We start from the raw sequence: 24,118 nt of genomic DNA, 5'->3' as shown, positions 1-24,118 counted from the left end.
CCGGTTCACTTGCCCAATTGTTTGGCCAACGCCAAAAGCAGCCCCTCATCTGCACGTGGCGAAATCAGTTGCACGCTCATCGGCATTCCAGAGCTGGAATTGCTGATTGGAACGGTGATCGCGGCTACCGAAGAAACATTCACCATGGAGGTGTAGGGGGTGTATTGGCACTGCCGCATGTAATCGGTATCCGCATCCGCGGCAGTAAAGTAGCCGACCTCCGGTGGCGTCGAGGCCATTGCCGGCGTGAGGATCACGTCATGAGCGGACCATTGTCGCACAAAGTCTGCCGAAATTTGTTTGAGCCTAGCGGCCGCCTGCAGGCTGACCTCCATGCTGCGCGCTGCGGAGCGTCGCCGGAAATCTTTTGCCAAGTCACCAAGCATCCCCTCGTCGTCGAGTTGAATATTGCGCAGCCCATTGCTCCACACACGAGCAAAGGCCTCGGGATAGTCGCTGGCGTAGCGCAGATCCGCCGGCTCCACCCGGTGACGGTCAGACAATAACTGCTTGGCTCGATCAAATGCCTGCAGCGCAGCGGGCTGCAAGGAGATCGCATAAGCACTTTCGAAAGGAGAGTGCGTGCTGTAACCGATGCGCAGCCCCTTGAGCCGCTCCGGGTAGCTGCCACGAAGCAGTGGTAGATAGTGGTCGGAGCCGCGCATCGCGTCGAGCAACATCGCCGCGTCCAGGGAATCATGGGCCAGTGGGCCGGAAACGGTCAATTTCGGCGCACCAAAGCCATCTAGGTAACCATCAACCACATCACTGGGAATTCGGCCCAGGGAAGGCTTGAGTCCTATCAGGCCGCAACTTGCCGCAGGTATGCGCACCGAACCGCCGCCATCGGATCCCGGGCCAACGGGAATCATTCCCGCGGCGATCGCCGCCGCTTGGCCACCCGAGGAACCGCCTGAGGTCAACCGTGGGTCAAGGGGGTTGCGCGACGGCGGGGCAACGAGGTTCTCTGAATAACTGCTCAATCCAAATTCCGGAACCTGCGTCTTACCGGTAATCACCACACCTTCGGACCGTAAGCGTGCTACCAGCGGATGATCTGCCCGCGCCACATGATGCTTTAATGCCGCGGTTCCATAGGTGGTGGGCATGCCGGCGACCTCATTGAGGTCCTTAAATGCCGTGGGAAGACCATGTAAACGCCCGATTTGCCCGCGCACCTGCCGCTCGTCGGCCGCGGCCGCGGCGTCCATCGCATCGGGGGAGACATACACAAAGGCGCCCAGCGAGCTCAGCTCGTCAATGCGACGCAGATAGTGTTCGGTGACCTCGCGGCTAGAACGTCCTCCACTGGCCAGCTCATCACGCAATTTCAGGGCGCTTCTTGTCTTCATGTCGGCTTACCTCTGTATTCTAGGGGCTAGATCGGTCCCAGTCCGCAAACAGTCCGCACGAGCCGCCAAAACGTTTCCTACGACCGCACGAGACTTATCGTCCGAGTCTGGCCACAAGTGACCATATACATCAAGTGTTGTCTTCGCGGACGCATGGCGCAGACGCGCCTGGACAACCTTCACATCCAAGCCTTCCGAGATCAGGAGCGACGCGAAATAGTGGCGCAAATCGTGGATACGGAAATCCTCTGGCAATCCTTTGACCGCAACCTTGGCATTCTTGAATCTGTGATCAATCGACCGTGGCGCTAAGGACCGGCCAAACTCCGAAGTAACGAAAGTTGGGCTGCTCCACTTCGCGGGATTCTTGTTCAACTCATAAACGAGATCCAACGGAATCGGGATAGGCAGCTTCGATTCTTCCGTCTTGAGTGGGTCCGAAGGATATTGAATCTTAGGGTGAATCACCCCGCGCAACGGGTCCACATCTTCGACGCGCAACGCAGATATTTCTCCCACGCGCAGACCAGCGAAAGCGCCAAGCAGGATGACGTTCTTCATTCCGTCGGGCATAGCGTCATAGAGTGCCCAGACCTGCTCCGTAGAAGCAACGTAAGGGCGCTGCTTACCCTTGGGCGGTGTGGTGCGACGAGTCAGAGGCGACTTTGGGATATATCCATCTTCAACGGCAGCGATCAGCATCTGCGCAAAAATGCTGTAGTACGTGTACACGGTCGCATCTGCCAAACCACTGGCTTTCAGTGCGCCGGTCCAAGTCTTCACATGGGATGGGCGCACATCTTTCAGAGCCTTCGATCCGAACTCCGCAACAATATGCTTCGTGGCAGTCTTCGCGACGCGCACCGAATTAAGGCGACCGCCAAGCTTGCCCTCCAACCAAATCTCAGACCACTCTTTCACAGTGACCTTCGCAGCCTTAGGGCTTACATGCGTGCCGTCAATCAAGCCAACGGTCTGTTTGGCAATCCACGCTTCAGCATCTTTCTTAAGGCGACAGTGCTTCGCGTGCTCTTTGCCGTCATCGTCACGATACCGGGCACGCCACTTACCGTCAGGACGTTTAGTTATCGAGGCCATTAGTTAATCCTCGTCCCCTGTCTTCAAGTCCCACATCTCGTCGGCGGGCATGTCCTGTGGCCAGTGGCGATTAATTAGAATTAGATGATCGAAATACGCATTGACGCATTCCAGCAGTTGCCTTTTATCGGTCTCGTCTCTAACTCCCAAATGATGCTCCGATGGCTTTACAGCCTTCCGGAAACTATAGTGCCTCAACTTTTTGGCGACCATTGGCAGATATTCCTCCGCCGATTCAAGTTCAGGTGAAATCGACTTGAGAAGTTCAGGCAACCTTTCCAAAGTGAGTTTTGCGTCATAGTGATATGCCAGCCAACGCCATAGATTCCTCTGCGCGGAAGCCAGTTCAAGATCTGCGTCACGGATAGTTTCCCGAATCCGCTGGGCAGGTGTTTGCACGCCGCGCAGTAGGTTCTCTATCCCCATGTTTAGCACCTCGGCAATAAGGACGCATTCAGCTACCCTCAGCGATCTCTCCCCCTTTTCTAGGCGCGATACGGCAGATGAATCAACGGCCATGCCTCGCACAGTCAATGCATCTGCGAATTGCTTTTGGGTATATCCGCGAACTTTCCGCACCCGCGATATTTCGGACCCTATTTGTTTCTCGATGTTCTTAGTCTGGTCAATTTGCATAAATCCCATCCTATGCGCTTGACAGCAAATTTCAACCATGGCAAACTCATACTTGTTCCCACAAACAATATATGCGGAAATCACAAGGAGAGCATCATGAACACCGGCCCTTACACCCTTTGCTTGATCGAAGAAGCATCCGAGTTCCTGCGCGTCCCAGTCGCGACATTAAGGTACTGGCGGCATATGTCCACCGGTCCGAAGGCGGCTCGCATCGGGGGGCGACTTATGTATAAAAAGGCTGATCTGGAGAACTGGCTCAACGAACAGTTCGACAAGGAAGAAGCCAAGTAATGACCCTCACTCCGAAGACAGAAAAAGACGGCAGCATCTCCGACCAAGAATCTGCTACCGCCTGCGAAACCATCACTCAGAAAAAGGAAGATTCCATGGACCAGTCTATCGACTTCAACGGCCACGTGCCATGTACCCCAGAACCTCCAGCAGTATTCCGTGCCTACACCGTGCAAGACACCATCAACGGTGAACCATACGGCGAAAGCTGGACCGAATACCTAGGCCCCGAAGCACACCACGGCTCAGTCAGCATCGAAAGTTCCTGGTCCGCAGATAGCGGCATCATTCACTTCGTCTCCAACCAATCCCAGGCAGACAACGGCATCTTCACTACTGATGAACTTATCGAACTGGGCCGAATGATTCGTGAAGTTGTCGCCGCAACCAAAGTGAGCACCGCTGAGAACTCCGGTATCAAGGTTTGCACAACCTGCAACGAGGGAAAGCTGCTCAGCGAGTACTCCAAGCACGTGAGCAACCGCGACGGCCTCCAAACCCACTGCAAAGACTGCGCAGCCGAGTACTACGCCAAGGGCAAGGGCAACGGTGCTGACAATGCTTAGCACCACGACGGTATCAACTGAACCAAATGTTTCACCTGCCCCGGTGGAGCTGCACTACGTGAAAAAGGTCTACATCAACTCTGGTGAAGCAACGACCTCGCTCTGTGGTGAACCAATGCTTGCCACAAACAACACGAAGGGCATGGGCAACGGAACCTCATACACCTGCCCAGACTGCATGTTGCGCTACTCAATGTTGTCAGGTGATGACAATGCGTAAGGCGCTCAGGGTCATGCAGGACACCGCGCTACTAGGAATCTGCTTCATCGCCCTAGTGCTGCTCCCACAACTAGTTTGCGCAGCTATCGGCGCACCAATCCACTACTAAGGAGGCGGCTATGGACTCTAGGTTCCCTACTTACTACTTGCAGGATCGCCGGGTCCTAAAGGCCACTCCAACCGCGTTTAGGTTATTCGTTATCGGTAGTGCCTGGTCTGTATCCAACATGACTGATGGGCTGATCCCTTCGGATGACTTTCCTCTTATCCCACTGGCTCAGACTCATGACGCTGACGCGCTTGTGAGTCTGGGCCTCTGGTCCAAGGTAGACGCAGGTTGGCGGATCAACGACTTCTTGAAGATCCAAACCAGTGCATCACAGATGGAAGCATCCCTTGCCAATCGCAAAGCTGCTGACGCTGAACGGCAGCGCAAGAAGTATGCACGCGACAAAGAGAAGCGTGAGCAGGAGATTGAAGGGGAATCTACCCAAGCATCACGTGAGACTCACGTGAGGATTGAAGGTAGAGGAAAGGCAGAGGCAGAGGAAGAGGCAGAGGCAAGGACTATGAATCTACCTAATAACGAAACCTTTGATGCAAACACTGGTGAAGTCTTTGATGACAACAATCCTTGGAAGAACAAACCCTTGAAAACAGATTCGGGTCCGAACTCTGAATTGCCTTTGATTGAACAGTTCAAGGCGATGGGAAGGAAAGCGTCATGAAGTGCGATGAATGTAATTTTGCCCGGTGCGCATGTTCTTACCTCAAGGATCTGATGACGGGGAAACTTGGCGGAACTTCTAGGGCGGTCGCTCTGGAGCAGATGGAACTGGAGCAACCTCACCGGGCAGGTTGTCCTTGTCCAGAGTGCTGGTCACTTCGGGCGGCTCGTTGGGATGAATGGAGTGCGAACTATGGAAAGTTCTAACCGGGACCTCGGGCGCTGGCAACACCTCACCTCGCAGAAGCGCCTGCGTCGTGAACTTGATTTCCTGCAGCGCATCATCGACAGCGAACGTGCTCAACGGCTCCAAGCTCAAGCTGACTACGACTTGGTTGAGGCTGAGCTGAAAGCTCTCATTGGCGGCCAGCATGAGTGACCTTCTGAAAGCTTGTGCACACTGCGGTGAACTATCCGACCAGACGTACTGCGCACCACATCGACCCAAAGATACTCGCGGGAAGAACCGACGCAACCAGGGCTACGACGCTGCTTGGGACCGGCTCAGCAAGCGTGCACGGTTCATGCAACCGTTCTGCTCAGTGCCTGGATGCAAAGACATGGATCTGACCGTGGACCACAGCCCGGAAGCATGGGAACGCAAACAACTTGGCAAACCAATCCGGTTGCAAGACGTTGAAGTTCTTTGCCGGTCGCACAATTCCAAACGAGGAGCTGCACGATGAGTGGGGGTTGGGGTTCAAGGTTTCTGTTTCTTCGCCCCGGGTCTAGTCCCCAATTCAATTACTTGAGAATGATTATCATTAAGGAAGGGGGTTGTTATGGCGGGTCCTAAGGCGAAGATCACGGCTGAGCCACTGGATTTCAAGGGCTGGCCTAAAGATCGTGCGAAGCGGCGTTTGAAGTTCATCGAGAAGTATCTGATTGTTCCTAAGGGGCACGGTGCTGGTAAGCCTGTGAAGCTTCGGGAGTTCCAGAAGGACATTATTGGTGGCGCGTTTGCTGAGGGTATCCGCACTGGGCTGGTCAGTCTCCCGCGTGGCAATGGCAAGACTGGCTTGGCGGCGATGATCGGCCTCGCTGAAATGTTTGTTGGGGACATGTCGGCTGAGGTGCTTGTGGTGGCTTCGGATCTTCGGCAGGCCAAGATCACTTACAACATGGCGAAGCGCATGATCGAGCTAAACCCGGAGTTGGAAGAACGTGTTCAGGTATTCCAGGACCGTCTTTACTACCCGCACAATGACGCGACGCTCACACCGTTGCCGGCTGACTATAACGCTTTGCAGGGTTATGACCCCACGCTCCAGATTGTCGATGAACTCCACGTTGTGAAGGAAGACATTTGGGAGGCAGTGACCACGGCAGCGGGTAAACGTCCTGAATCGCTCACGTTGGCTATTTCCACGCCGGCTAACAGCCCGGACAGCGTGATGTGGCGTTTGGTGGAGCATGGGCGGTCTGGTGAAGATCACCAGTTCTATTTCAAGGAGTATGCGGCCCCGGATGGGTGCGATACGGCTGACAGGGACGCTTGGAAGGCTGCGAACCCTGCTCTTGCTTGTAAAGACCCGTTCTTGGCTGAGGATGCTCTGGAGGCGGTCAGGAAGACGATTCGTGAACCAGTGTTCCGGCAGTTGCGGCTTGGACAGTGGGTTACAGGTGTCGAGGGCTGGATGCCCTGGGGTATGTGGGATTCGATCAAGGACAATTCCCGCGAAGTTCAGCCTGGGGAACGCATCGTCATGGCTTTCGACGGCTCGGCCTCTGGCGACAGTACGGCCCTTGTAGGTTGCACGGTCCATGATCCTCACTTATTCGTTATTGGGCATTGGGCGAACCCGGGCGATGAACGCTGGCGGGTCCCTCGTGCTGAGGTTTCTCGCACGTTGGATGAAGCTTTCGAGAAGTACGACGTAGTAGAAGCAAGTTGTGATCCGTGGGGTTGGCGCTCAGAGATTGAAGGCTGGGCGCAGAAGCACGGTGAACGGCGCGTCATCGAGTGGAACACGGCTAATGCCACTCGCATGGCTCCAGCTACGGACCGGCTATTCCAGGCGGTCAAGGAAGGGGCCGTGAGTCATGACGGGGACAAGGATCTTGCTTCGCACGTGGCGCACTGTGTTGCTAAATCGACGGCTTTGGGCGATTTGGTGGCGAAGGACAGGAAGAACAGCCCGCGAAAGATCGACTTGGCTATCTGCGCGATTGTGGCGACAGATCGAGCGGCTTTCCACGGCAATAAGAAGCGGCGCGGTCGCGTCGTCTCATTCTAGGGAGAATTAAATGAACATCATCATCAAGGAACTTTCAGAGAAGCTAGACACTTCGGCCCCGACGCTTTCCACGTTGGATTCGTACTGGGACGGCACACAGCCGGCAGCGTACCTGTCCAAAGACGCTAGGGACGCGCTAGGAACGACGCTCACGGGGTTGGCGGTGAACTTCCCCAAGCTGGCGGTCACGTCGCTGGCAGAGCGTTTGGAGGTGCGAGGATTCCGTGAGGCCGGTTCGTCTGAGGCTACAGACACCGGCCTCTGGCGTACCTGGCGACGTTGCCACATGCTGGATGCTTCGGCACAGGCTCATATGGACGCGCTGGTGTACGGGCGTTCATTCATCATCGTGTGGGCGGACGAGAACGGCCCTCTGGTCACGGTGGAGTCACCTAAGCAAGTCGCCGTGAAGCATGACCCGGCAACTCGCAAGGTCACGGCTGCTTTCAAGCGGTGGGCTACCGATGGGCAGGCTCACGGCGTGCTCTATGAGCAGGACAAGATCACTCGTTTGGTGTCCAGTTCCAACGTTGTCGATGGCACTGGATTCCCTTCTACAGGTTGGCAGACGGTGGAGGTCATCGCGAACCCGTTCGGTGTGGTCCCGGTTGTGCCTCTGGTAAATCGTGGCCGGCTGCTGGACTTGGACGGCGTATCCGAGATGACCGACATTTTGGGACTCACGGATGCACTGAATAAGTTGCTTTCGGACTCGCTGGTGTCTTCGGAGTTCTACGCACGGCCACGGCGCTGGGCTACCGGCTTGGAACTCCAGGAAGACGAAGACGGCAACGTTATTCAGCCGTTTTCCAATGAAGCTAACAAGGTGTGGATCTCCGAGAACGAGGGAACGAAGTTCGGACAGTTCGACGGTGCACGTCTGGATGGGTATTCGGACCTTATCGCCACGGTCACTAATCAGATTGGCGCGCTCAGTGGGCTACCTCCGCACTACATCGGCATTAACTCGGCACAGCCACCTTCGGCTGACGCTATCCGCTCCGCTGAGGCTTCACTGGTCGCTAAGGCAAACAGTCTCCAGCGCACTTTCGGCCAGGCTTGGGCGAACGTCGCCGCGCTGATCAAGTCTGCTGAAACTGGCGAAGATCCTCTGGGCTACGACTTCGAACCGGTGTGGGCTTCGGAGGAAACCCGCACCACGGCACAGGCTACGGATGCAGCGGTGAAACTGCACAGCATTGGTGTCCCGTTGCCGGCGATCCTCTCAGAGACTCTGGGTTGGACTCCAGAGCAGGTAAGTCTTGTTTCTACTCCAGCAGTGCCAGCAACTCCAGGAATCGAAAACTAGGAAAGGCAGAACATCATGTCTGTGGAAAATTTGAACGAGAACCCAGAAGAAACCCAGTCTCAGGATGACCTCGTTACTACCGAGGTCACCGAGCCGACCGAGGATGAAACCACGGAAGTCGTATCGAACATCGTGGTCACCAATGAGGAGCAGGAAGTCTCCGAGGATGCCGAAACCTTCCCCCGCTCATATGTCGAAAAGCTACGCAAAGAGGCTGCTGGGCATCGTGACCGGGCTAAGCGTGCCGATGACCTCGCAGCACGACTCCACACGGCGCTAGTGGAGGGCACAGGACGGCTTGCAGACGCTCGTGACCTTCCATTCGATGAATCCCACCTAGATGACCCTGTGGCGCTCTCAGAGGCGATTGACGCGGTGCTGGCAGACAAGCCACATCTCGCCACTCGCAAGCCAATGGGGAACATCGGCCAAGGTGTCGCCCCGGTGAGCAACGATGTAAGCCTGGGCGGTATTCTCCGCGCAGGGGCAATGTAGAAAAGGGGAATCATGACGGAAAAGCTTCTCAAGGAATTGATCGACGAGATCAAGAGCTTGCACAGCACCATCGGAATCATGCAGGAAGATATCAACTGCATCCGCAATGGTGAATATGACAAGCCAAGTGGCGCGTCTCCTGCTAAATCCCCGTCTCCCAATATTCGGCCAGCGGGTGCAGTGAATCTCGAGACGAAGGTTGACTGGTAGATAAAATACCCCATAGGGGTATATCTGGTACAATATGTGGTACAGACTCCCGGTGGGTTTGTACCACATATTGTTTTTGGGGCTGGCTCCCAAAACGTTCAAACAAAACTTTGACACGTAAGGAGCCAAGAAAATGGCTGTATCCACCGTAAACGCACCTGAACTCACTCAGGAACAGGTCCAGAAGATCCTGGTCAAGCCTCTAGAGCAGGCTTCGATCTTCCTCGCTGCTGGCCCTCGCATCTTCGACACCAACGGCAGCGCAATCCGCATTCCCAAGCTGGGCGCACCAACCACCCCGGCATGGCACGGTCAGAATGAACTGATCACCGAGCAGGACCCAACCTTCGATGAAGTGCTGCTGCTCCCGGACACCATGAAGTCCGTCAAGGTCATCACCCGCTTCTCCAATGAACTCGCCCGTCAGTCGGTCGTAGCTTTGGATACCGCTCTCCAGGATCGTCTGGTCACTGATGTGGCTTCGACCTTGGACACCGCGTTCCTAGGCTCCACCGGCGACGGCATCAGCACCCCGCAGGGCATCTTCGCATGGGCTGACACCCAGGAACTCGCGGTCACCACCGCCCTGGACCTGGATATCCTGCTGGATGCATGGGGACTCGCACTGGCAGCCAACGTGAACACCGCATCATTGCAGTGGTTCCTGCGCCCTACCGACTTCACCGCACTGCGCAAGGTCAAGGACACCGCCGGCCAGTACTTGCTCCAGCCAGATCCAACCGCAGACGGCGTGTTCCGGCTGTGGGGTTCCAAGGTGAACATCTCCAACCGTGTTCCAGCCGGCAACGCCGCACTGGTAGACATGGCTCAGGTTGCAGTAGCTCGCGACATGGCACCGAGTGTCAAGGTACTCACCGAGCGTTACGCAGACTACGACCAGCAGGCCCTGCGCGTCATCGCACGCTACGACGCGCAGCCACTGAACGCCGAGGCCGTCATTAAGATCACCGGTCTGGTCTAAGCATGATTGAGCCATCGAAGGTCGCTAAGTTTCTTGGGCGGGATGGGGACGCGCAAGTGCTCTCACTCGCCCAGGAACACCTTCGTGTTGTGACCACGTTTGTCAGGGCATACACCCGGGGCAACGGGTTTCATATCGACGGTGAACCGACGTTAGACCTAGAAGACGTCATCATCACTGCTACGGCGCGTTACCTCGTAAACCCGCAGCAGAACGTTCGGGAACAGCTAGGGACCCAATCGGTCACCTATGCCAGTTTGAACGGCTTCACCATCCCAGAACAGGCCGTGCTGCACCTGTATCGGAGGCGCACAGCATGATCTTCGGAGAGAACGTGATCCACACAAGGCGCGTCCAAACCGGGCGCACCCCGCAGGGAATGCCGATCTATGAAGATCAAGTCCAGCCGGCCATTCACGGGGCATCGTTACAACGTGTGGACAGCGTAGAACCAAATGATGCTGCATCGTTTCGGGTATCAACCGAGGCGGTTCTCTACGTCCCAGCATCGGCAGTCATCAAGGCTCTGGACAAGATGACCGTGCGAGGCGCTACTTATGAAGTGCAAGGTGAGTCTCTGGGCGAAGTAAGCGCGTTCACTGGCTTCCTGGCACATATCCCGGTGAAGCTGAAAAAGATCACCGGCTAAGAACTTGGCGTTAACGTCACCCTCTGGAGACTTTCCTCTTTTCCATCCAGCAGGGAACGATGGAGTCACTGGTTAGATAGCGTAGGACTCCAGCGCCAATACAAAGAAATCCCCCGGTAGCAATACCGGGGGATTCTTTCATCAGTCCGCAACGAGTCCGCAAAAGCATCAATTTAGGTCACTTTCAGCCATTGCCTACCAACCATGAAAACCCCGAAAACTCGCGGGAATCAGCTAAGCTCAACATAGGCCAACCATGCACCCCGTTATTGTCTTCATGTCGGCTTTCGAGGCGGGGAATGGATAGTCTTATAAGCAAACACCCATCCAGAGAGGAAAGCCAACCATGAGCGACTTTGAGACTGTTCAGGTCACCGACGTACCTAAGGACGCATTGATTCTTGACGTCCGTGAGGACTTCGAATGGGAAGCGGGCCGCGCGACCGGCGCCAAGCACATTGTGCTCGGTGAATTGCCTGCCCGTGTTGAGGAACTGGACCCCGACGTTGATACCTACGTTATCTGCCGCACCGGTGGCCGTTCGGCACAGGCGGCCGCGTGGTTGACCGGCCTGGGATATACCGCATTTAATATCGCCGGAGGTTCCGATGCCTGGCTAGAAGCCAAGCTTCCGATGGATGCCGACAATGGTGCGGAACCTACCGTTCGATGAAGTATGCCTATCTAGGCCCTGCGGGCACCTTCACCGAGGCGGCTTTGCTGCAGGTTCCCGGAGCCGGGGATTGTGAGCGGATTGCTGCCAGCAGCGTTAATAGCGCATTGGATATGGTCCGCTTAGGGCAGGCAGACGCTGCGATGGTCCCAATCGAAAATTCGGTAGAGGGCGGAGTTTCTGCCACATTGGATGCCATTGCTGCCGGGGAATCGTTACAGATTGTCGCCGAAGTGCTGGTCCCGATTACCTTTGTGCTGGCGGTGCGCGAGGAAATTGCCTCGCTCGAACAGATCCGGGAGATTTCTACTCACGGACACGCTTGGGCGCAGTGCCGGCATTGGGCGGAAACAAACATTCCCGCCGCCAGTTTCACCCCGGCCTCATCCACCGCTTCCGGTGCGCTGGGCCTATTGGATCCAGAGACTCATCACGATGCCGCGATTTGCTCACCCTTGGTGGCGCGGGAGAAAAACCTCAAGGTGTTGGCGCGTGAGGTGGAAGATCACGCAGGGGCGGTAACCCGCTTTATCCTTGTCACACGGCCCGGAGCCATTCCGGCGCCAAGCGGTGTGGATAAGTCGACGTTGATTTTGCCGTTGTCCGAGGATCGTCCCGGAGCGTTGATGGAATTTCTGGAGCAGTTCACCGCTCGTGCGGTGAACCTTTCGCGCATCGAGTCACGCCCTACCGGCGCGGGGCTCGGGCACTACTTCTTCTCCGTAGATGTTGAAGGTCATATTGCTGAAGAACGTGTCGCCGCGGCGCTCGCCGGATTGCACAGGTTGTGTCCAGAACTGCGGTTCTTGGGATCCTATCCGGCAGCGCAGGGCACCCGCCCTTTCATCGATACGCACAATTCAGATAGTGCGTTTGCCGAATCCCGGGCGTGGGTGCAGTCGCTCAAATCGCGGCTCTAAGGCGTGCGAATACGCAGCGCCGAAGGGCTGATGGTAACTTTCAGCTCGTTGACCTGACCTGTAGGGTCGCCGTCGATCTGTGTATTCATAGGTTCAGCACAACGCAATGAGACCTCGGTGGTTTGGTAAAAACTCATCACCGGGATCTTGTTGCGCGAGCGGAAGGCGGTCTTCAACAAGATCCAACCCCAGCCGGCCGCCGAACGCGGGGAGAGCACTACGGCATCGAGAATTCCGTCGTCGATCTTGGCGTCCGGGACAAAATCCACGCCCTGCAGCTTGCCGCAGTTGGCGAAAAGCACGGAGCGAACCTTACGGGTCTGCCAGGCCTCATCTTCGGAAAGCTTAAATTCGACCCTTTTGCGTTGTCCGGGAAGCTGGCGCAAACCGGCTTCCGAATATGCCAACCAGCCCACCTTGGACTTCAACTCTTCGTCGGTATCGTCAAAGAGGTCTGCGTCGGTGCCGACCCCGGCGATCACCAGGAATGCATGATCCGCCTTTGTGCCATCGAGCAGGTTCAGCTTCATATGTCCCACATCAATGCGCCGCACCATGCCCCGTACGGCGATTAACGCAGCGGTGTGCAAGTCATCAAGCGGGACCTCAATATTACGCGCCAGCAGGTTGCCGGTGCCTAGCGGAAGCAGTCCCAGGGTGCAATCGGTGCCTTCAAGTACTTCTCCGACGGCGCGAATCGTGCCGTCGCCACCGGCCGCAATAATTGTGTCGCATCCGGCATCGATCGCCTTTTGAGCAGCTTCTTGACCCGCGTTTTCGGGGATGGTTTCAAAAACCAGCGGCTCTTCCAGGCCCGCTTCTGCGCAGACATGCTTAACCGCCTCACGTGCCTCGTCAGCACCTGACTTGGACGGATTAATTACTAGTCCGACCTTCTCAGACTCGGATTGCTCCTTGATCGAAGGCTCTTTGCTGATCGGTTTGCTCGTGTGCGAAAGCTTGCGCACGGAGTACCCGGTAACGCCCGCAAGTACTGCCGCGGCGCCGGCTACAGAAATTAAGATCACGCGGTTTGTCTGCATAGTGCTCTCATCGTACTCAAAATTGCTACGCTTAAGATGTGATCGACCTGAAAATGCTCACCGATAATCCGGAAATGTACCGCGCCTCGCAACGCGCGCGCGGTGCCGACGAAGCGCTAATCGACCAGCTTATTAAGGCTGATTCGGCGCGTCGCGAGACCATAAGCACCTACGAGCGCCTGCGCGCGGAGCAGAATGCCTTCTCCAAGAAGGTTGGCGCCGCTAAGGGCGAGGAACGTACAGCACTGCTGGCGGAGGTCAAGGAGCTAGCGGCTTCCGTGAAGGCCGCCCAAGCTGCCTCCGACGAAGCGGCTGCTAAGTGCACCTTATTGCAGCGCTCCATCCCGAACCTGATCGTCGATGGCATTCCGTCCGGCGGTGAAGACGACTTCGCCCTGGTGAAGACCGTCGGCACCCCGCGCGACTTTGCCGCCGAGGGTTTTGAACCGCTGGACCACCTGCAGATCGCCGAGAAGCTCGACGCGATCGACATGGAACGCGGCGCAAAGGTCTCTGGTTCACGCTTTTACTTCCTCAAGGGCATCGGCGCCCGCCTGGAAATTGCGATGATGAACATGGCGCTGGATCTTGCGGTCGAGCGTGGCTTCATTCCGATGATCACCCCGACGTTGGTCCGCCCAGAAACTATGCAGGGCACCGGCTTCGATGTCGAACACGACGACGAGATCTACAAGCTGGAGCGCGACGACCTTTACCTGGTCGGAACCTCCGAGGTGGCGTTGGCCGGGTACCACGCCAACGAGATCATGGACCTCACAGATGGTCCGATCCGCTATGCCGGTTGGTCCTCCTGCTACCGCCGTGAAGCTGGCTCCGCGGGTAAGGACACCCGGGGCATTATTCGCGTGCACCAGTTCAACAAGCTCGAAATGTTCATCTACACCACGGTCGAAGAGGCCGCTGCAGAACACGAGCGCTTGCTGGCCATGGAAGAAGAAATGCTCGGTCGCATGGAACTTCCTTACCGGGTCATCGATACCGCAGCAGGTGACCTCGGCATGAGTGCAGCACGCAAGTTCGACTGCGAGGCTTGGGTGCCAACGCAGGGAACCTTCCGCGAATTGACCTCGACCTCGAACTGCACGACCTTCCAGTCACGCCGACTGAATATTCGTGAACGCGAAATCGTCGACGGCAAGCCGGGGAAAACGCGCGCGGTAGCTACCTTGAACGGAACGCTCGCCACGACCCGCTGGATCGTTGCGATTCTGGAAAACCACCAGAACCCGGACGGTACGGTCAACGTGCCTAAGGCGCTGCAGCCTTATCTTGGTGGACTCGAAATCATGAAGTAAAGCGAACGTCGGCCGGCCCCACAAGGCCGGTCGATTTTCATTTAACCAGCCGTTCACCTGTCGTTGTGTTGTGGCTCATCGTAATATTTACGTAGCAGTGGTTCACTGGAACTATGACAATTTTGACTAAGACCGGCAACGATGACCGGCTAGATGACGACAAGTTGATGATTTGCCTTGATGTTGACGGAACGATTGTCAATCATCAGGGACTGATGAGTGCCCGAGTGCGTGAGGTTGCCCGCGCGGTAGTGAAGGCAGGGCATGAGGTAGTGATTTCTACCGGCCGGTCACTCGGTGCGGCTGTGCCGCTGATGACCGAACTGGGTATCGACCACGGTTATGTGGTGGCAAGTAACGGCGGCGTGCTCGCCCGAATGCGCGGCGACGATGTTGAGATTTTGCACCGTGAAGTTTTTGATCCATCGTTAGCGCTGGCCGCCTTGATGCGTCAGCTTCCTAATGCTAAATATGCCGTGGAAAATGAACTCGGAGAGTTCCTCTCCAGCGATGTGTTCACCGATGCGAGCTTTGGCGCCACCTCCAAGGTGGTCGAATTTGACGAGTTACTGCGCAGCAAGGCGGTGCGCGTAGTGGTCTTCTCCACCGATGCCACCGCCGAGGACTTTGGTCAGGCCGTACATGGGCTGGGGCTTTCGGGCGTAACCTACTCGGTGGGTTGGACCGCGTGGTTGGATATTGCAGCCGAAGGTATTACCAAGGCCAGTGGCCTGGAGCGTCTGCGCACCGAATTGGAGTTCGAATCGTCTCAGACTCTTGCCGTGGGTGATGGACGAAACGATATTGAGATGTTGCAGTGGGCCGGGCGTGGTGTCGCCATGGGCCAAGCTCCCGAAGAGGTCAAGATTGTTGCTGATGAGGTGACTGCTTCGGTGGATGAAGACGGTCTAGCGATCGTCCTTGAAGGACTCTTGCAGGTTTAGTCAGGGCCCGGGGCTGTTTGAATCCTGCTGGGCATGCAGTCTGCGCTTCACCCGACGTATCCATTGTGAATCACAGATCAACTGTGGAAATGGTTTATGTGCGTATCCCGTTGCCGGTGGTGCGGTGGAGCGGTAGGTCATCGAGGAGCCGGGGTTCACACGCATAGTGTGAGGCCCTTTGAGCGCCACAATTTCAATCCACCCTGGACTCTCCTTGGCCTTGTTGCATGATGAACACCGGCCATCTGCATTGTCTACATCTGTGGGGCCGCCCAAATGATGCTGCAATACGTGGTCAATTTCCGTAATCTTGCCATCGCAAAATGGGGTGCGGCAATGCCTGTCACGAATTTTTACGAAGCGCCGAAGCTTTTCCGGAAAGATGCGAGCCTTGGAGTCCATGGCGATTAATTCTTTATCCCCGGGTGCCGTATAGAGTCGAATAAGGTCGGGTAACGTCTCTAACCGGTCCAAATGCTCGTCTGCTTTACCAGCCTCCATTTGGGCGAAACTCAGCTCGTTTGCGATAGCGCTTCCGGCGATGAGTTCCCGCGCGTATTGCGGCGGAACGTAGCCATAACCTTCCATATAAGCGGGTTCCCGGTCGCCGAGGAAGAGCGTCTTGTCGGTCATGATCAGGCCGACATGCAACTGAATCGGTAGTTTTTCCGGACGACCTGCGAGGAGGTAAGTGCAAAGAAGATCCGCTTTGATCTGTTCTCTAGTACGGGGATCTCCAAGTTGCTTCAAGCGGTAAGACTCCTGCTGCAGGTGCATCTGTAACGCTGTGCCGGAGACAACGGGCAGTCTGCCGTTGATCAGAACGCAGTCCTTCCCTCTTTTGAGGTGAACGTAGCGCTTGGAATCTTGCTGTTTCATTTTTAGACATTGCTCATCGGAGGCGAAGTCCAAGGTGAAACGTTTTACGGTTTCGCCAATCTGCTTTGGCCCCTGAGATTCGAACATTTCCGGGTTGTCCCGGAAAATAGCATCAAATTCGGCGCGACGTTCGGTTTTGACCTCTTGCAGTGGAGTGAGGATCGCCAGCATTTGCTGCTCGGTGAATTTACCCTGTGCAAAGTGCTGCCGGAGGTAGGGGGTGTCTTCTGCCAGGATTCGACAGTTGACCAAATAGTTTCGAAATCCGTTGGGTGCTTGTTGCCGGGCTAAAGCCACGGCGCTTGCTGCCCCGCGGGTGAGGTCGTTGCAAGAGGTTCCAAGGTACTCATTCTCGCGCACGATTTCTTTTTCGGCCTGATAGCTCTCCGCTGCCTGTCTGCTGCGAAGGCGGGCGATTTCTTTTTCGTAGTCCGCAATTTTCTGGAAATGTTTAGCGGCCGCACGCTGCGCGTTACTTGGAGTTGCCTCGCGCCGCGGTGAAATTACCAGACCATCTGCGACCTGGTAAAACTCTGCTTGGGGCGGGCGATGTCTTGGCGCCATTGCTTCGGACATATCTCTATTATACGCTTATTATTCGAAAATGTCTTCGAATGTTTGGGCTTTAAAACTGGTCGGCTAGCTCCAGCAACCGTACGATTCCGCTGCGGGCGTCGATCTCATCGTGATATCCGGAGCGCACGATGGCGGCCGAGACCGCTTGCGGAGTGACATCGAGAACTTGCGCAATGGCCTTCTGCTGGCCGCGCACCCCGGGGGTCAGCAGATCCACCACGGCCCATTCGGCGGCGCTACGCGTGCGCACGGACTGGCCGAGCAGGCGTAATAAGCCTTCGAGCTCAAGGTCGAGGTCTGGATCTCCGCAGGACACGGAGATAGGTACGCGTTCTCCGCGGTGCGTGGCCGCTTCTAAGGCACCCAGCGCGCGACGCTGAGCCTTGCCCTCGATCAGATCTGCCTGCGCCGGCACAGGCTCGTAGAGCGTGCCTACGCCTAGTCCGATATGGCAGAAGTTCAGCCTGGCGCAACGCATGATCGCGTCGATGGCAGCGTGCGCATCGCGCGGTACACCCAGCAGCAATTGACCGCTGAGCGCCATAAATGGCGCGTGGGTGTGCACCTGATCTAGCTGGTCCCACAAAAGTTCGGTGGCCGCCTGCACGTCGGTGACGGAGCGCGGCTTCGGGCTGAGCGCGAGGACAAACATGGTTTAAGTATTGCCCGAGGTGCTCGTTTTGTCTTGCAATCCCGCAACATACCGTGTTCTCTTTCGCCGGCAGGGCAGCGGGCATATATTGAGAACTGTCTGCTGAAGGGGAGCGCAATGGAAACCGCACGCAAAGTATTGGCCGAACTCGACACCGAACTTGAGTGGCTTCATGAAACTTATCGGGATCTGCACCGGCATCCTGAGCTGAGTCTTCAGGAAACCCGGACGTCTGCGCTGGTGTCCGGCAAGCTCGAAGAATTCGGCTACCAGGTGCAACGTATCGGCGGCACCGGGGTAGTTGGTGTGCTGGGCAATGGGCCCGGGCGCACGGTACTTGCCCGTGCGGATATGGACGGACTGCCGGTAGCTGAGGCCACCGGGCTGGACTATGCCTCCGAAAATGACGGGGTGATGCATGCCTGCGGACACGATGTACATGTGGCGTCGCTGCTCGGTGCGGCGAAGCTTTTGTCCGATCACCGCGCTACGTGGTCCGGAACATACATTGTGCTCTTCCAGCCGGCCGAGGAAACCGCGCAGGGTTCGGCGGCGATAATTGCCGACGGACTGGTCCAGAAGATCCCCGCACCCGACGTGGCTTTTGCGCAGCACGTGATGCAGCTGCCCGCCGGTGAACTGCAAACCGTCACCGGCCCGGTGCTTTCGGCCGGAGACTCGATCCGCATTACCGTACATGGCGCCGGCTCCCATGGGTCGACGCCGCAATTGTCGGTGGATCCGGTGGTGCTGGCCGCCTCGATCGTGATGCGCTTGCAGTCGGTGGTCTCCCGCGAGGTGGCTCCGGGCCAGTTCGCGGTGCTCACCATCGGTTCGGTCCAGGTGGGCACGAAGTCCAATATCATCGCCGACCGGGCCACACTGCTGCTGAACTTGCGCACCTATGACAACGCGGTGCGGGACACGCTGATCAACGCGGTGCAAAGGATCGTGCGGGGTGAATGCGCGGCGGCCGGATCGCCGAAGGAGCCCGAGTTCGAATACTACGACCAGTTCCCGCTGACCACCAACGATCCGGCAGTGACCGCACAGGTGAGCGAGGCGTTTAAAAAGTACTTCGGGCAGGTGGGCACCGCCAGCAGGCAAAGCGCCTCGGAGGATTTCAGCCGGATCCCGGATGCCTTTGGGATTCCGTATACCTTCTGGCTGCTAGGCGGAGGGACTGCGGTGGGCAACCATTCGCCGCTGTTCGCCCCGGTACTTGAACCGACCCTGTCCCGCGGTGTGCAGGCGATGGTGCTCGCCGCGCTGAGCGAGCTGTCATGAGCACCTGGAAGCCGGACGACAAGTGGCTGATCGGCATCGTGCTGGCGGTGATCAACTTCTGGCTTTTCGCCCAGACACTGCTTAACGTAATCCCCGGCATCCAGGGGGAACTGGGCATCGAGCGGACTATCGGCAACCTGGCCGTGTCGATCACCTCGCTGTTCTCCGGGATCTTCATCGTCGTAGCCGGCGGTCTGGCGGACCGGCTGGGCCGGGTGAAGCTGATGTATGCGGGCATCTACCTGTCCATTCTCGGTTCGCTGCTGATCGCGCTGACACCGGAGAACTTGGGCGGGCTGACAAGCTCGCTGCTGCTGGGCGGACGCATCGTACAGGGGCTGTCCGCGGCGTGCATCATGCCCTCGACCATGGCGCTGGTGAAAACCTACTATGCGGGCAAGGAGCGGCAGCGGGCGCTGTCCTTCTGGTCCATCGGTTCCTGGGGCGGCTCGGGGTTCTGCGCGCTCTTTGGCGGGCTGATGGCCACCTCGGTCTTCGGCTGGCGTTCAATCTTCTGGATTTCGATCGTGCTCTCCATCCTCGCGCTCTTCTTGCTGCGCGGTACCCCGGAATCCAAAGCCGAATCCGCCGGCCCGGCCGCGCGGTTCGACTTCGGCGGGCTGATCGCGTTCATCATCGCGCTGGTAGCGATCAATGTGTACATCTCCCAGGGGCCGGCGATGGGCTGGCTATCGCTGGCCGGAATCGGGCTGGTGGTCATTTCCGTGATCGCCGCGCTGGTGTTCTTCTCCATCGAGTCGCGCAAGGAGCACGCGTTCTTGGACCTGAAGCTCTTTGGCAACATGACCTTCACCGGCGCGACGCTGTCAAACTTCCTGCTCAACGGCGCCGCCGGCACGCTGATCGTGGCCCTGGGCCTGGTGCAGGTGGCCGCAGGGCTCAGCTCACTGCAATCCGGGCTGCTGACCCTGGGCTACCTGATCTCGATCATCGCCACGATCCGCGTCGGCGAGAAACTGCTGCAGCGCTTTGGCCCGCGCCGTCCGATGATCTGGGGCAGCGCCATCGCGGGGTTGGGCATCTTGCTGACCTCAATGACCTTCGTGCTGGTCGACCAGTACCTCGTGCTGGCGGTCATCGGGTTTACGCTCTTCGGCGTGGGGCTCGGATTTTATGCGACCCCGTCCACCGACGCGGCGCTGTCCAGCGTGCCGGACAATCAGGCAGGAGCCGCCGCCGGCATCTACAAGATGGCTTCCTCGCTGGGTAATGCCATCGGGGTGGCTGTCTCCGCGGCGCTGTATGCGGCAGCGCAGGCAGCCAACCCGGATATGATCCGTTCCTGGGGGTTGTTCATCGGCAATCAGGAGAACGTTGGCTTGCGCTTCGGCGGGGCCGTCGGAGTGCTGTTCAACCTGCTGATGGTGGTGATCGCGATCATCTCGATTATGGTCACCGTACCGCGCGGGACGCAGAAGACAGGAAACGAGGTTCCGGCAACGCCATCGATTGGTGCCTAGGCGCTGGCCAGCTTGATGATGGTGAAGCGGAAAAAGAACTGCGTGGAGGGGCCGATCAACAGCGCGTAGGCCACGGTGCCCAAACCTACCGGACCGCCCAGCAGCCAGCCGATGCCCAGCACCAGCAGTTCGATACTGGTGCGCACCAGCCGGATGCTCAACCCGGTGCGCAGGTGCAGCCCGGTCATCAGCCCGTCGCGCGGGCCGGCGCCAAAGTGGCTGCCGATGTACATGGCGCCGCCCAGGCCATTGATCAGGATCGCGGCGATGAGGCACAGAATTTGCCAGCCCAGCCCGGAAAATTCGGGCAGGCTCAGCAGGAAAACGTCCAGCGCCACACCGATGACAAAGACGTTGGCGATGGTGCCGACCCCGGGCCACTGCTTCATCGGAATCCAGGTCAGCAGCATGATCACCCCGACGATGATCACGATGCTCCCCAAGGAGAGCGGCACGTGGCCGCTGATGCCCAGATGGAACACATTCCACGGGTCAACACCTAGATTTGCCCGGACCATCAACGCCATCGCCAATGCGAAGAGCAGCAGCCCGGCGAACAAACTGGCTAAACGCAGTGGGACTCGGCCGGCGGCAAACTGCTGGCGCGGGGAAAGGTTGGTCAGGCTCATAGGTTAACCGTAACTAGCTATGGGGCCGGTGGTGAAAACAAATGTCCTGAAGATACTGAGTCAGCAAATCCGCCAGCTGCGCCGCAGTCAGCTCGCTGGACACCGGGGCGCCGGCGTCGGTCTCCGCGCCAACGAGTGCGCGCTGTCGGTTCGGGCGTACCGCAGGCACATGAATGAACTGGGCGGGCAGGGCTAAGCCATAGGCGTGGTAAGCGATCCGGTTGCAGACAAAACGACCGGCATCCTCGCTGAACGAAAGCTCGCTGGGGACCGTGAGCGTGGCGGTGCGCCGGGCAGGGCCCGCTGGCTCGATGCGCTCGCCGTCCGGTTGGGCACCGTCGTTATCGGCGATGCGCGCGCTCATCTGGTTCACCGCAAAGCGCTCCAGATTGATCTGCTGCCGTCCCCCGGCCTCGCCCAAAAGCACCAGCACATCGGGCACGTGCACGGCGATCAGTTCATCAAGTACCCGGGCGCTGCGCCGGAAAGAGACCGGCAGAACGCCGGTGTGGATCCGGTGCTCACCCAAGGACTGCGGCAGAAGGCTCAGCGTCTGCTCGCTGGCATTGCTGCTGTCGGCGCCGAAGGGCTCAAACCCGGTGACAAGAATGCGCATTACTGCTCGTCCTGCGCATAGGAGCACCAGCGTTCGCGTACCTCACTGGCGAGATCTTCCCATGCCGGAGCGTCGGGCATCAGCAAGCCGTGAAGGTTTTTCAGTCGGCTTTCGTACAGCGCCCTGCCGGCGAGCTCGCGTTCAGTGTCCACGGCATTGAGTATCGCCTAGAGATCAGCGCAGTGCAATCTGTGGTGCGCAATATTAGCCCTTTCGGCTCAATGTCCGTGCCTTGGACCGGTTAGCCAGGGCGGAAGTGAGATGCTCCAGCGGGCCTTGCGGAAGTTCGGAAATATTGCGCCATAAGACCGCAAACAGCAGCGATCCAAAGATCTGCAGCCAGAAGGACAGGGTTGGTACTTCGGTGCCCAAGCCGGTGGCTAAGAAGAACAGGTGCAAGGTGTAGATGCTCAGCGTCATCGAACCGATGATGGCTAGCGGCCGCAGCAACCAGGAAAGCTGTTGGCCGATCAGCAATGCGATCGAAAGGACCAGCAGGGCGACGCCTAGGGTATTCAGCAGTTCGAAGACTAGATTTGAATGCGGGGAAAGTGTCACCTGCCACCAGAAAGAATCCAGCGGGACATCGTCGGGGGTCCCGAAGGTTAAAGCCTCGGTGACGTCGGCAGGTTCCATCCAGCGGCCGGTTGATTCGATCAATGCAGATGTGCCGCCCAGTGGGCCAAGCAAGAGCCAGGAGAGCCCCTGCGTACCAAGCCAGAGGACTAACCCGGTGAGCCCGATGCGTAGCTGGAGGTCTCGCGAGCGCAGATCCGTTTTGCCCAGTGCCATACCGGCGCACAGGAAGGTCATCCACGGCAGTGCCGGGTAGGCGCCGGTGAATAGTAGCGCACCGAGGGTGGCTCCGGGGTCGCTGAATATGGTGCTCAACGAAGGATCGATGCCGTCTAGGTGGGGCAGCGCAGGCGAAATGAGCCAGGTGAAGATTGCGCCGAGCGTGGCGAAACCCAGGGAGGCAAATCCTAAGCTGGTGGCCTTGAGCCGCAGCAACGGAATCGCCAGCGCAAACATCGCTCCGTAGTAGGCGAGGATGACAAACGCGGGAATGTCGAATAGGCCCAGCAGCAGACCCAAAGCCATGATGAACCCGGCGCGCGCTCCCAGCGCGGCCCGTGCGCCAGCCAATTGGGCCGCGGAATCGGTGGCAGCTTTGGACCCCAGACTCAGCCCGACCCCGGCCAGGAGCGCAAAGAGCGCAGCGGAGGTACCGGCGGCAATAGACCACACCAGCGTCGGTTCATACTCGTCGTTGAACTGCGGCATCACGTGGATCGCGACCATGCCCAGCAGGGCAACGCCGCGCGCCGCATCGATTCCGGTGATGCGCGTGGGCCGTGCGGCTCGTCGACGTACACGGGGTTGAAAGTCTTGACTCATCGGATACCCGCAGCCGTTTGTAGTTGTGCGCCCAGATCGACCCGGATCAGGTCCGCGCGTAATAATTGCGCCAGTTCGGCGTCGAGTTCCACCATCGGGGAACGCACGGTGGACTCGCTGCGGCCAAGGGCGGCCAGCGCCGACTTCACCGAGGAGGCCGCCGGGGCGCGGAACATTCCGTGATAGATCGGCAGCAGGCGCTGGTGCAGCTCTAGGGCTTCGGCGTTACGTCCGGCGCTGTGGTGTTCAAGCAGTTGCCGCAGTTGCTCACCGACGACGTGGCCGACTACCGACACGAAGCCGACCGCGCCGATGGAAAGCAGCGGCAGGTTCAGCGCGTCATCCCCCGAGTAGTAGGCCAGCGAGGTTTCGGCGATCACCTGCGAGCTGGATTCCAGGTCTCCCTTGGCGTCCTTGACCGCGATGATCCGGGGGTGACGGGCCAGCCGGGTGAAGGTTGCCGGATCGATAGCCACCCCGGTGCGTCCGGGGATGTCGTAGAGCATGATCGGTAGTTCGGTGCTGTCCGCGACGGCTTCAAAGTGTTTCACCAGCCCCTGCTGGGTGGGGCGCGAATAGTACGGGGCCACCACAAGCAGGCCGTCGGCGCCTGCTTGAGCCGCGTCGACGGCCATGCGGATGCTGCTTGCAGTATCGGCGGCACCCACCCCGGCGATTACTCGTGCGGTGGCGGGGACGGCTTCCTTTGCTGCGCGGATGATTGCCAGTTTTTCGCCTTCGGTGGTTGAGATCGACTCACCCGTGGTGCCGTTGACTACTACTGCATCGTTGGAGCCGGGAGCGGTAAGCTCGGCTGCTAAACGCCGCACGGCCGCCAGATCCACGGCCTGCGCACGATCGAACTCGGTAATCATTGCGGTGCTGACTCGTCCAAAACATTCGGTAGCGTACTTGAGCTGTTTATTCAT

The 24,118-nt window shown here is 58.1% G+C and carries 29 protein-coding genes; 18 read left to right on the top strand and 11 right to left on the bottom strand.

The genetic code is table 11. The annotated features are described in order from the left end of the window. Positions 1-5 precede the first annotated feature (5 nt). From VJ369_RS18550 to VJ369_RS18540, 3 genes are read right to left on the bottom strand one after another with little or no spacing between them, the layout of a single operon-like run. Positions 6-1,352, bottom strand: coding sequence for an amidase (locus tag VJ369_RS18550; RefSeq protein ID WP_324093480.1), 1,347 nt, complete (start codon positions 1,350-1,352; stop codon positions 6-8). Between the two features lie 6 nt (positions 1,353-1,358). Continuing rightward, the gene (locus tag VJ369_RS18545; RefSeq protein WP_324093479.1) at positions 1,359-2,450 is read right to left on the bottom strand and encodes a site-specific integrase; all 1,092 of its coding nucleotides are present in this window, start codon (positions 2,448-2,450) and stop codon (positions 1,359-1,361) included. Between the two features lie 3 nt (positions 2,451-2,453). Beyond that, complete coding sequence (locus VJ369_RS18540; RefSeq protein WP_324093478.1) at positions 2,454-3,086, bottom strand: helix-turn-helix transcriptional regulator; 633 nt, start codon at positions 3,084-3,086, stop codon at positions 2,454-2,456. A 96-nt stretch (positions 3,087-3,182) separates the two neighbouring features. On the opposite strand from VJ369_RS18540, the gene VJ369_RS18535 reads away from it, so the two are divergent. The 14 genes from VJ369_RS18535 to pheA all read left to right on the top strand — a co-directional run bounded on the left by VJ369_RS18535 (position 3,183) and on the right by pheA (position 12,368). After that, complete coding sequence (locus VJ369_RS18535) at positions 3,183-3,380, top strand: helix-turn-helix domain-containing protein (RefSeq protein WP_324093477.1); 198 nt, start codon at positions 3,183-3,185, stop codon at positions 3,378-3,380. Further along, on the top strand, positions 3,380-3,946 hold the full coding sequence (locus VJ369_RS18530) for a hypothetical protein (RefSeq protein ID WP_324093476.1): 567 nt from the start codon (positions 3,380-3,382) through the stop codon (positions 3,944-3,946). The genes VJ369_RS18535 and VJ369_RS18530 overlap by 1 nt, the downstream gene beginning before the upstream one ends. Continuing rightward, on the top strand, positions 3,939-4,166 hold the full coding sequence (locus tag VJ369_RS18525) for a hypothetical protein (protein WP_324093475.1): 228 nt from the start codon (positions 3,939-3,941) through the stop codon (positions 4,164-4,166). The genes VJ369_RS18530 and VJ369_RS18525 overlap by 8 nt, the downstream gene beginning before the upstream one ends. 227 nt (positions 4,167-4,393) lie before the next feature. Then, entirely contained in the window at positions 4,394-4,894 is a 501-nt protein-coding gene (locus tag VJ369_RS18520) for a hypothetical protein (RefSeq protein ID WP_324093474.1), read from the top strand. 192 nt (positions 4,895-5,086) lie between these two features. Next, positions 5,087-5,272, top strand: a complete 186-nt coding sequence (locus VJ369_RS18515; protein ID WP_324093473.1) for a hypothetical protein — start codon at positions 5,087-5,089, stop codon at positions 5,270-5,272. Between the two features lie 403 nt (positions 5,273-5,675). Further along, positions 5,676-7,130 carry a terminase large subunit domain-containing protein gene (locus VJ369_RS18510; RefSeq protein WP_324093472.1) on the top strand — a complete coding sequence of 485 codons (1,455 nt, stop codon included), beginning with the start codon at positions 5,676-5,678 and terminating at the stop codon, positions 7,128-7,130. A gap of 10 nt (positions 7,131-7,140) precedes the next feature. Then, positions 7,141-8,439: a phage portal protein gene (locus tag VJ369_RS18505; RefSeq protein ID WP_324093471.1), complete on the top strand. Its 1,299-nt coding sequence runs from the start codon at positions 7,141-7,143 to the stop codon at positions 8,437-8,439. Between the two features lie 15 nt (positions 8,440-8,454). Further along, positions 8,455-8,934 carry a hypothetical protein gene (locus tag VJ369_RS18500; RefSeq protein WP_324093470.1) on the top strand — a complete coding sequence of 160 codons (480 nt, stop codon included), beginning with the start codon at positions 8,455-8,457 and terminating at the stop codon, positions 8,932-8,934. A 12-nt stretch (positions 8,935-8,946) separates the two neighbouring features. Continuing rightward, on the top strand, positions 8,947-9,144 hold the full coding sequence (locus tag VJ369_RS18495; RefSeq protein ID WP_324093469.1) for a hypothetical protein: 198 nt from the start codon (positions 8,947-8,949) through the stop codon (positions 9,142-9,144). A 133-nt stretch (positions 9,145-9,277) separates the two neighbouring features. Continuing rightward, complete coding sequence (locus VJ369_RS18490; RefSeq protein WP_324093468.1) at positions 9,278-10,126, top strand: phage major capsid protein; 849 nt, start codon at positions 9,278-9,280, stop codon at positions 10,124-10,126. Between the two features lie 2 nt (positions 10,127-10,128). Next, complete coding sequence (locus VJ369_RS18485; RefSeq protein WP_324093467.1) at positions 10,129-10,446, top strand: hypothetical protein; 318 nt, start codon at positions 10,129-10,131, stop codon at positions 10,444-10,446. After that, positions 10,443-10,775: a hypothetical protein gene (locus VJ369_RS18480; RefSeq protein WP_324093466.1), complete on the top strand. Its 333-nt coding sequence runs from the start codon at positions 10,443-10,445 to the stop codon at positions 10,773-10,775. The genes VJ369_RS18485 and VJ369_RS18480 overlap by 4 nt, the downstream gene beginning before the upstream one ends. 346 nt (positions 10,776-11,121) lie before the next feature. Then, complete coding sequence (locus VJ369_RS18475; RefSeq protein ID WP_324093465.1) at positions 11,122-11,448, top strand: rhodanese-like domain-containing protein; 327 nt, start codon at positions 11,122-11,124, stop codon at positions 11,446-11,448. Next, entirely contained in the window at positions 11,445-12,368 is a 924-nt protein-coding gene (gene pheA, locus VJ369_RS18470) for a prephenate dehydratase (protein ID WP_324093464.1), read from the top strand. Before VJ369_RS18475 ends, pheA begins: the two co-directional genes overlap by 4 nt. On the opposite strand, the gene VJ369_RS18465 is transcribed toward pheA, so the two are convergent. Further along, positions 12,365-13,411 carry a diacylglycerol/lipid kinase family protein gene (locus VJ369_RS18465; RefSeq protein WP_324093463.1) on the bottom strand — a complete coding sequence of 349 codons (1,047 nt, stop codon included), beginning with the start codon at positions 13,409-13,411 and terminating at the stop codon, positions 12,365-12,367. The genes pheA and VJ369_RS18465 overlap by 4 nt on opposite strands. Before the next feature lie 38 nt (positions 13,412-13,449). Between VJ369_RS18465 and serS the strand changes: the two genes are divergently transcribed. Both serS and VJ369_RS18455 read left to right on the top strand, forming a co-directional pair. Next, complete coding sequence (gene serS, locus VJ369_RS18460; RefSeq protein WP_324093462.1) at positions 13,450-14,727, top strand: serine--tRNA ligase; 1,278 nt, start codon at positions 13,450-13,452, stop codon at positions 14,725-14,727. A gap of 113 nt (positions 14,728-14,840) precedes the next feature. Then, positions 14,841-15,671 carry an HAD family hydrolase gene (locus VJ369_RS18455; protein WP_324093461.1) on the top strand — a complete coding sequence of 277 codons (831 nt, stop codon included), beginning with the start codon at positions 14,841-14,843 and terminating at the stop codon, positions 15,669-15,671. Here VJ369_RS18455 and VJ369_RS18450 read toward each other — a convergent pair whose 3' ends face one another. Both VJ369_RS18450 and VJ369_RS18445 read right to left on the bottom strand, forming a co-directional pair. Continuing rightward, complete coding sequence (locus VJ369_RS18450; protein WP_324093460.1) at positions 15,672-17,126, bottom strand: HNH endonuclease; 1,455 nt, start codon at positions 17,124-17,126, stop codon at positions 15,672-15,674. A gap of 49 nt (positions 17,127-17,175) precedes the next feature. Next, a complete protein-coding gene (locus VJ369_RS18445; protein ID WP_324093459.1) occupies positions 17,176-17,778 on the bottom strand; it encodes a hypothetical protein in 603 nt (200 codons plus the stop codon). A gap of 117 nt (positions 17,779-17,895) precedes the next feature. Here VJ369_RS18445 and VJ369_RS18440 point away from each other — a divergent pair, with 117 nt between their 5' ends. Further along, entirely contained in the window at positions 17,896-19,065 is a 1,170-nt protein-coding gene (locus VJ369_RS18440; protein ID WP_324093458.1) for an amidohydrolase, read from the top strand. Continuing rightward, complete coding sequence (locus VJ369_RS18435; protein ID WP_324093457.1) at positions 19,062-20,546, top strand: MFS transporter; 1,485 nt, start codon at positions 19,062-19,064, stop codon at positions 20,544-20,546. Before VJ369_RS18440 ends, VJ369_RS18435 begins: the two co-directional genes overlap by 4 nt. Here the strand turns inward: VJ369_RS18435 and VJ369_RS18430 are convergent. From VJ369_RS18430 to dapA, 5 genes are read right to left on the bottom strand one after another with little or no spacing between them, the layout of a single operon-like run. Then, entirely contained in the window at positions 20,543-21,175 is a 633-nt protein-coding gene (locus VJ369_RS18430; protein ID WP_324093456.1) for a hypothetical protein, read from the bottom strand. The two genes, VJ369_RS18435 and VJ369_RS18430, sit on opposite strands and share 4 nt — an antisense overlap. Positions 21,176-21,188: 13 nt before the next feature. Next, complete coding sequence (locus VJ369_RS18425; RefSeq protein ID WP_324093455.1) at positions 21,189-21,818, bottom strand: pyroglutamyl-peptidase I; 630 nt, start codon at positions 21,816-21,818, stop codon at positions 21,189-21,191. After that, a complete protein-coding gene (locus VJ369_RS18420) occupies positions 21,791-21,943 on the bottom strand; it encodes a hypothetical protein (protein ID WP_324093454.1) in 153 nt (50 codons plus the stop codon). The genes VJ369_RS18425 and VJ369_RS18420 overlap by 28 nt, the downstream gene beginning before the upstream one ends. A gap of 52 nt (positions 21,944-21,995) precedes the next feature. Continuing rightward, a complete protein-coding gene (locus VJ369_RS18415; protein WP_324093453.1) occupies positions 21,996-23,189 on the bottom strand; it encodes a heparan-alpha-glucosaminide N-acetyltransferase domain-containing protein in 1,194 nt (397 codons plus the stop codon). Continuing rightward, positions 23,186-24,118, bottom strand: a complete 933-nt coding sequence (gene dapA, locus VJ369_RS18410; protein WP_324093452.1) for a 4-hydroxy-tetrahydrodipicolinate synthase — start codon at positions 24,116-24,118, stop codon at positions 23,186-23,188. The genes VJ369_RS18415 and dapA overlap by 4 nt, the downstream gene beginning before the upstream one ends.

It is taken from the genome of Glutamicibacter sp. (assembly GCF_035257265.1).
Lineage (GTDB): Bacteria > Actinomycetota > Actinomycetes > Actinomycetales > Micrococcaceae > Glutamicibacter.
This window is presented reverse-complemented; position numbering and strand designations above follow the sequence as displayed.

What these genes read in the sequence shown, in the direction of transcription:
- VJ369_RS18550 (WP_324093480.1), bottom strand. Translation starts at nt 1,352, where the DNA reads ATGAAGACAAGAAGCGCCCTGAAATTGCGTGATGAGCTGGCCAGTGGA.
- VJ369_RS18545 (WP_324093479.1), bottom strand. Translation starts at nt 2,450, where the DNA reads ATGGCCTCGATAACTAAACGTCCTGACGGTAAGTGGCGTGCCCGGTAT.
- VJ369_RS18540 (WP_324093478.1), bottom strand. Translation starts at nt 3,086, where the DNA reads ATGCAAATTGACCAGACTAAGAACATCGAGAAACAAATAGGGTCCGAA.
- VJ369_RS18535 (WP_324093477.1), top strand. Translation starts at nt 3,183, where the DNA reads ATGAACACCGGCCCTTACACCCTTTGCTTGATCGAAGAAGCATCCGAG.
- VJ369_RS18530 (WP_324093476.1), top strand. Translation starts at nt 3,380, where the DNA reads ATGACCCTCACTCCGAAGACAGAAAAAGACGGCAGCATCTCCGACCAA.
- VJ369_RS18525 (WP_324093475.1), top strand. Translation starts at nt 3,939, where the DNA reads ATGCTTAGCACCACGACGGTATCAACTGAACCAAATGTTTCACCTGCC.
- VJ369_RS18520 (WP_324093474.1), top strand. Translation starts at nt 4,394, where the DNA reads ATGACTGATGGGCTGATCCCTTCGGATGACTTTCCTCTTATCCCACTG.
- VJ369_RS18515 (WP_324093473.1), top strand. Translation starts at nt 5,087, where the DNA reads ATGGAAAGTTCTAACCGGGACCTCGGGCGCTGGCAACACCTCACCTCG.
- VJ369_RS18510 (WP_324093472.1), top strand. Translation starts at nt 5,676, where the DNA reads ATGGCGGGTCCTAAGGCGAAGATCACGGCTGAGCCACTGGATTTCAAG.
- VJ369_RS18505 (WP_324093471.1), top strand. Translation starts at nt 7,141, where the DNA reads ATGAACATCATCATCAAGGAACTTTCAGAGAAGCTAGACACTTCGGCC.
- VJ369_RS18500 (WP_324093470.1), top strand. Translation starts at nt 8,455, where the DNA reads ATGTCTGTGGAAAATTTGAACGAGAACCCAGAAGAAACCCAGTCTCAG.
- VJ369_RS18495 (WP_324093469.1), top strand. Translation starts at nt 8,947, where the DNA reads ATGACGGAAAAGCTTCTCAAGGAATTGATCGACGAGATCAAGAGCTTG.
- VJ369_RS18490 (WP_324093468.1), top strand. Translation starts at nt 9,278, where the DNA reads ATGGCTGTATCCACCGTAAACGCACCTGAACTCACTCAGGAACAGGTC.
- VJ369_RS18485 (WP_324093467.1), top strand. Translation starts at nt 10,129, where the DNA reads ATGATTGAGCCATCGAAGGTCGCTAAGTTTCTTGGGCGGGATGGGGAC.
- VJ369_RS18480 (WP_324093466.1), top strand. Translation starts at nt 10,443, where the DNA reads ATGATCTTCGGAGAGAACGTGATCCACACAAGGCGCGTCCAAACCGGG.
- VJ369_RS18475 (WP_324093465.1), top strand. Translation starts at nt 11,122, where the DNA reads ATGAGCGACTTTGAGACTGTTCAGGTCACCGACGTACCTAAGGACGCA.
- pheA (WP_324093464.1), top strand. Translation starts at nt 11,445, where the DNA reads ATGAAGTATGCCTATCTAGGCCCTGCGGGCACCTTCACCGAGGCGGCT.
- VJ369_RS18465 (WP_324093463.1), bottom strand. Translation starts at nt 13,411, where the DNA reads ATGCAGACAAACCGCGTGATCTTAATTTCTGTAGCCGGCGCCGCGGCA.
- VJ369_RS18455 (WP_324093461.1), top strand. Translation starts at nt 14,841, where the DNA reads ATGACAATTTTGACTAAGACCGGCAACGATGACCGGCTAGATGACGAC.
- VJ369_RS18450 (WP_324093460.1), bottom strand. Translation starts at nt 17,126, where the DNA reads ATGTCCGAAGCAATGGCGCCAAGACATCGCCCGCCCCAAGCAGAGTTT.
- VJ369_RS18445 (WP_324093459.1), bottom strand. Translation starts at nt 17,778, where the DNA reads ATGTTTGTCCTCGCGCTCAGCCCGAAGCCGCGCTCCGTCACCGACGTG.
- VJ369_RS18440 (WP_324093458.1), top strand. Translation starts at nt 17,896, where the DNA reads ATGGAAACCGCACGCAAAGTATTGGCCGAACTCGACACCGAACTTGAG.
- VJ369_RS18435 (WP_324093457.1), top strand. Translation starts at nt 19,062, where the DNA reads ATGAGCACCTGGAAGCCGGACGACAAGTGGCTGATCGGCATCGTGCTG.
- VJ369_RS18430 (WP_324093456.1), bottom strand. Translation starts at nt 21,175, where the DNA reads ATGAGCCTGACCAACCTTTCCCCGCGCCAGCAGTTTGCCGCCGGCCGA.
- VJ369_RS18415 (WP_324093453.1), bottom strand. Translation starts at nt 23,189, where the DNA reads ATGAGTCAAGACTTTCAACCCCGTGTACGTCGACGAGCCGCACGGCCC.
- dapA (WP_324093452.1), bottom strand. Translation starts at nt 24,118, where the DNA reads ATGAATAAACAGCTCAAGTACGCTACCGAATGTTTTGGACGAGTCAGC.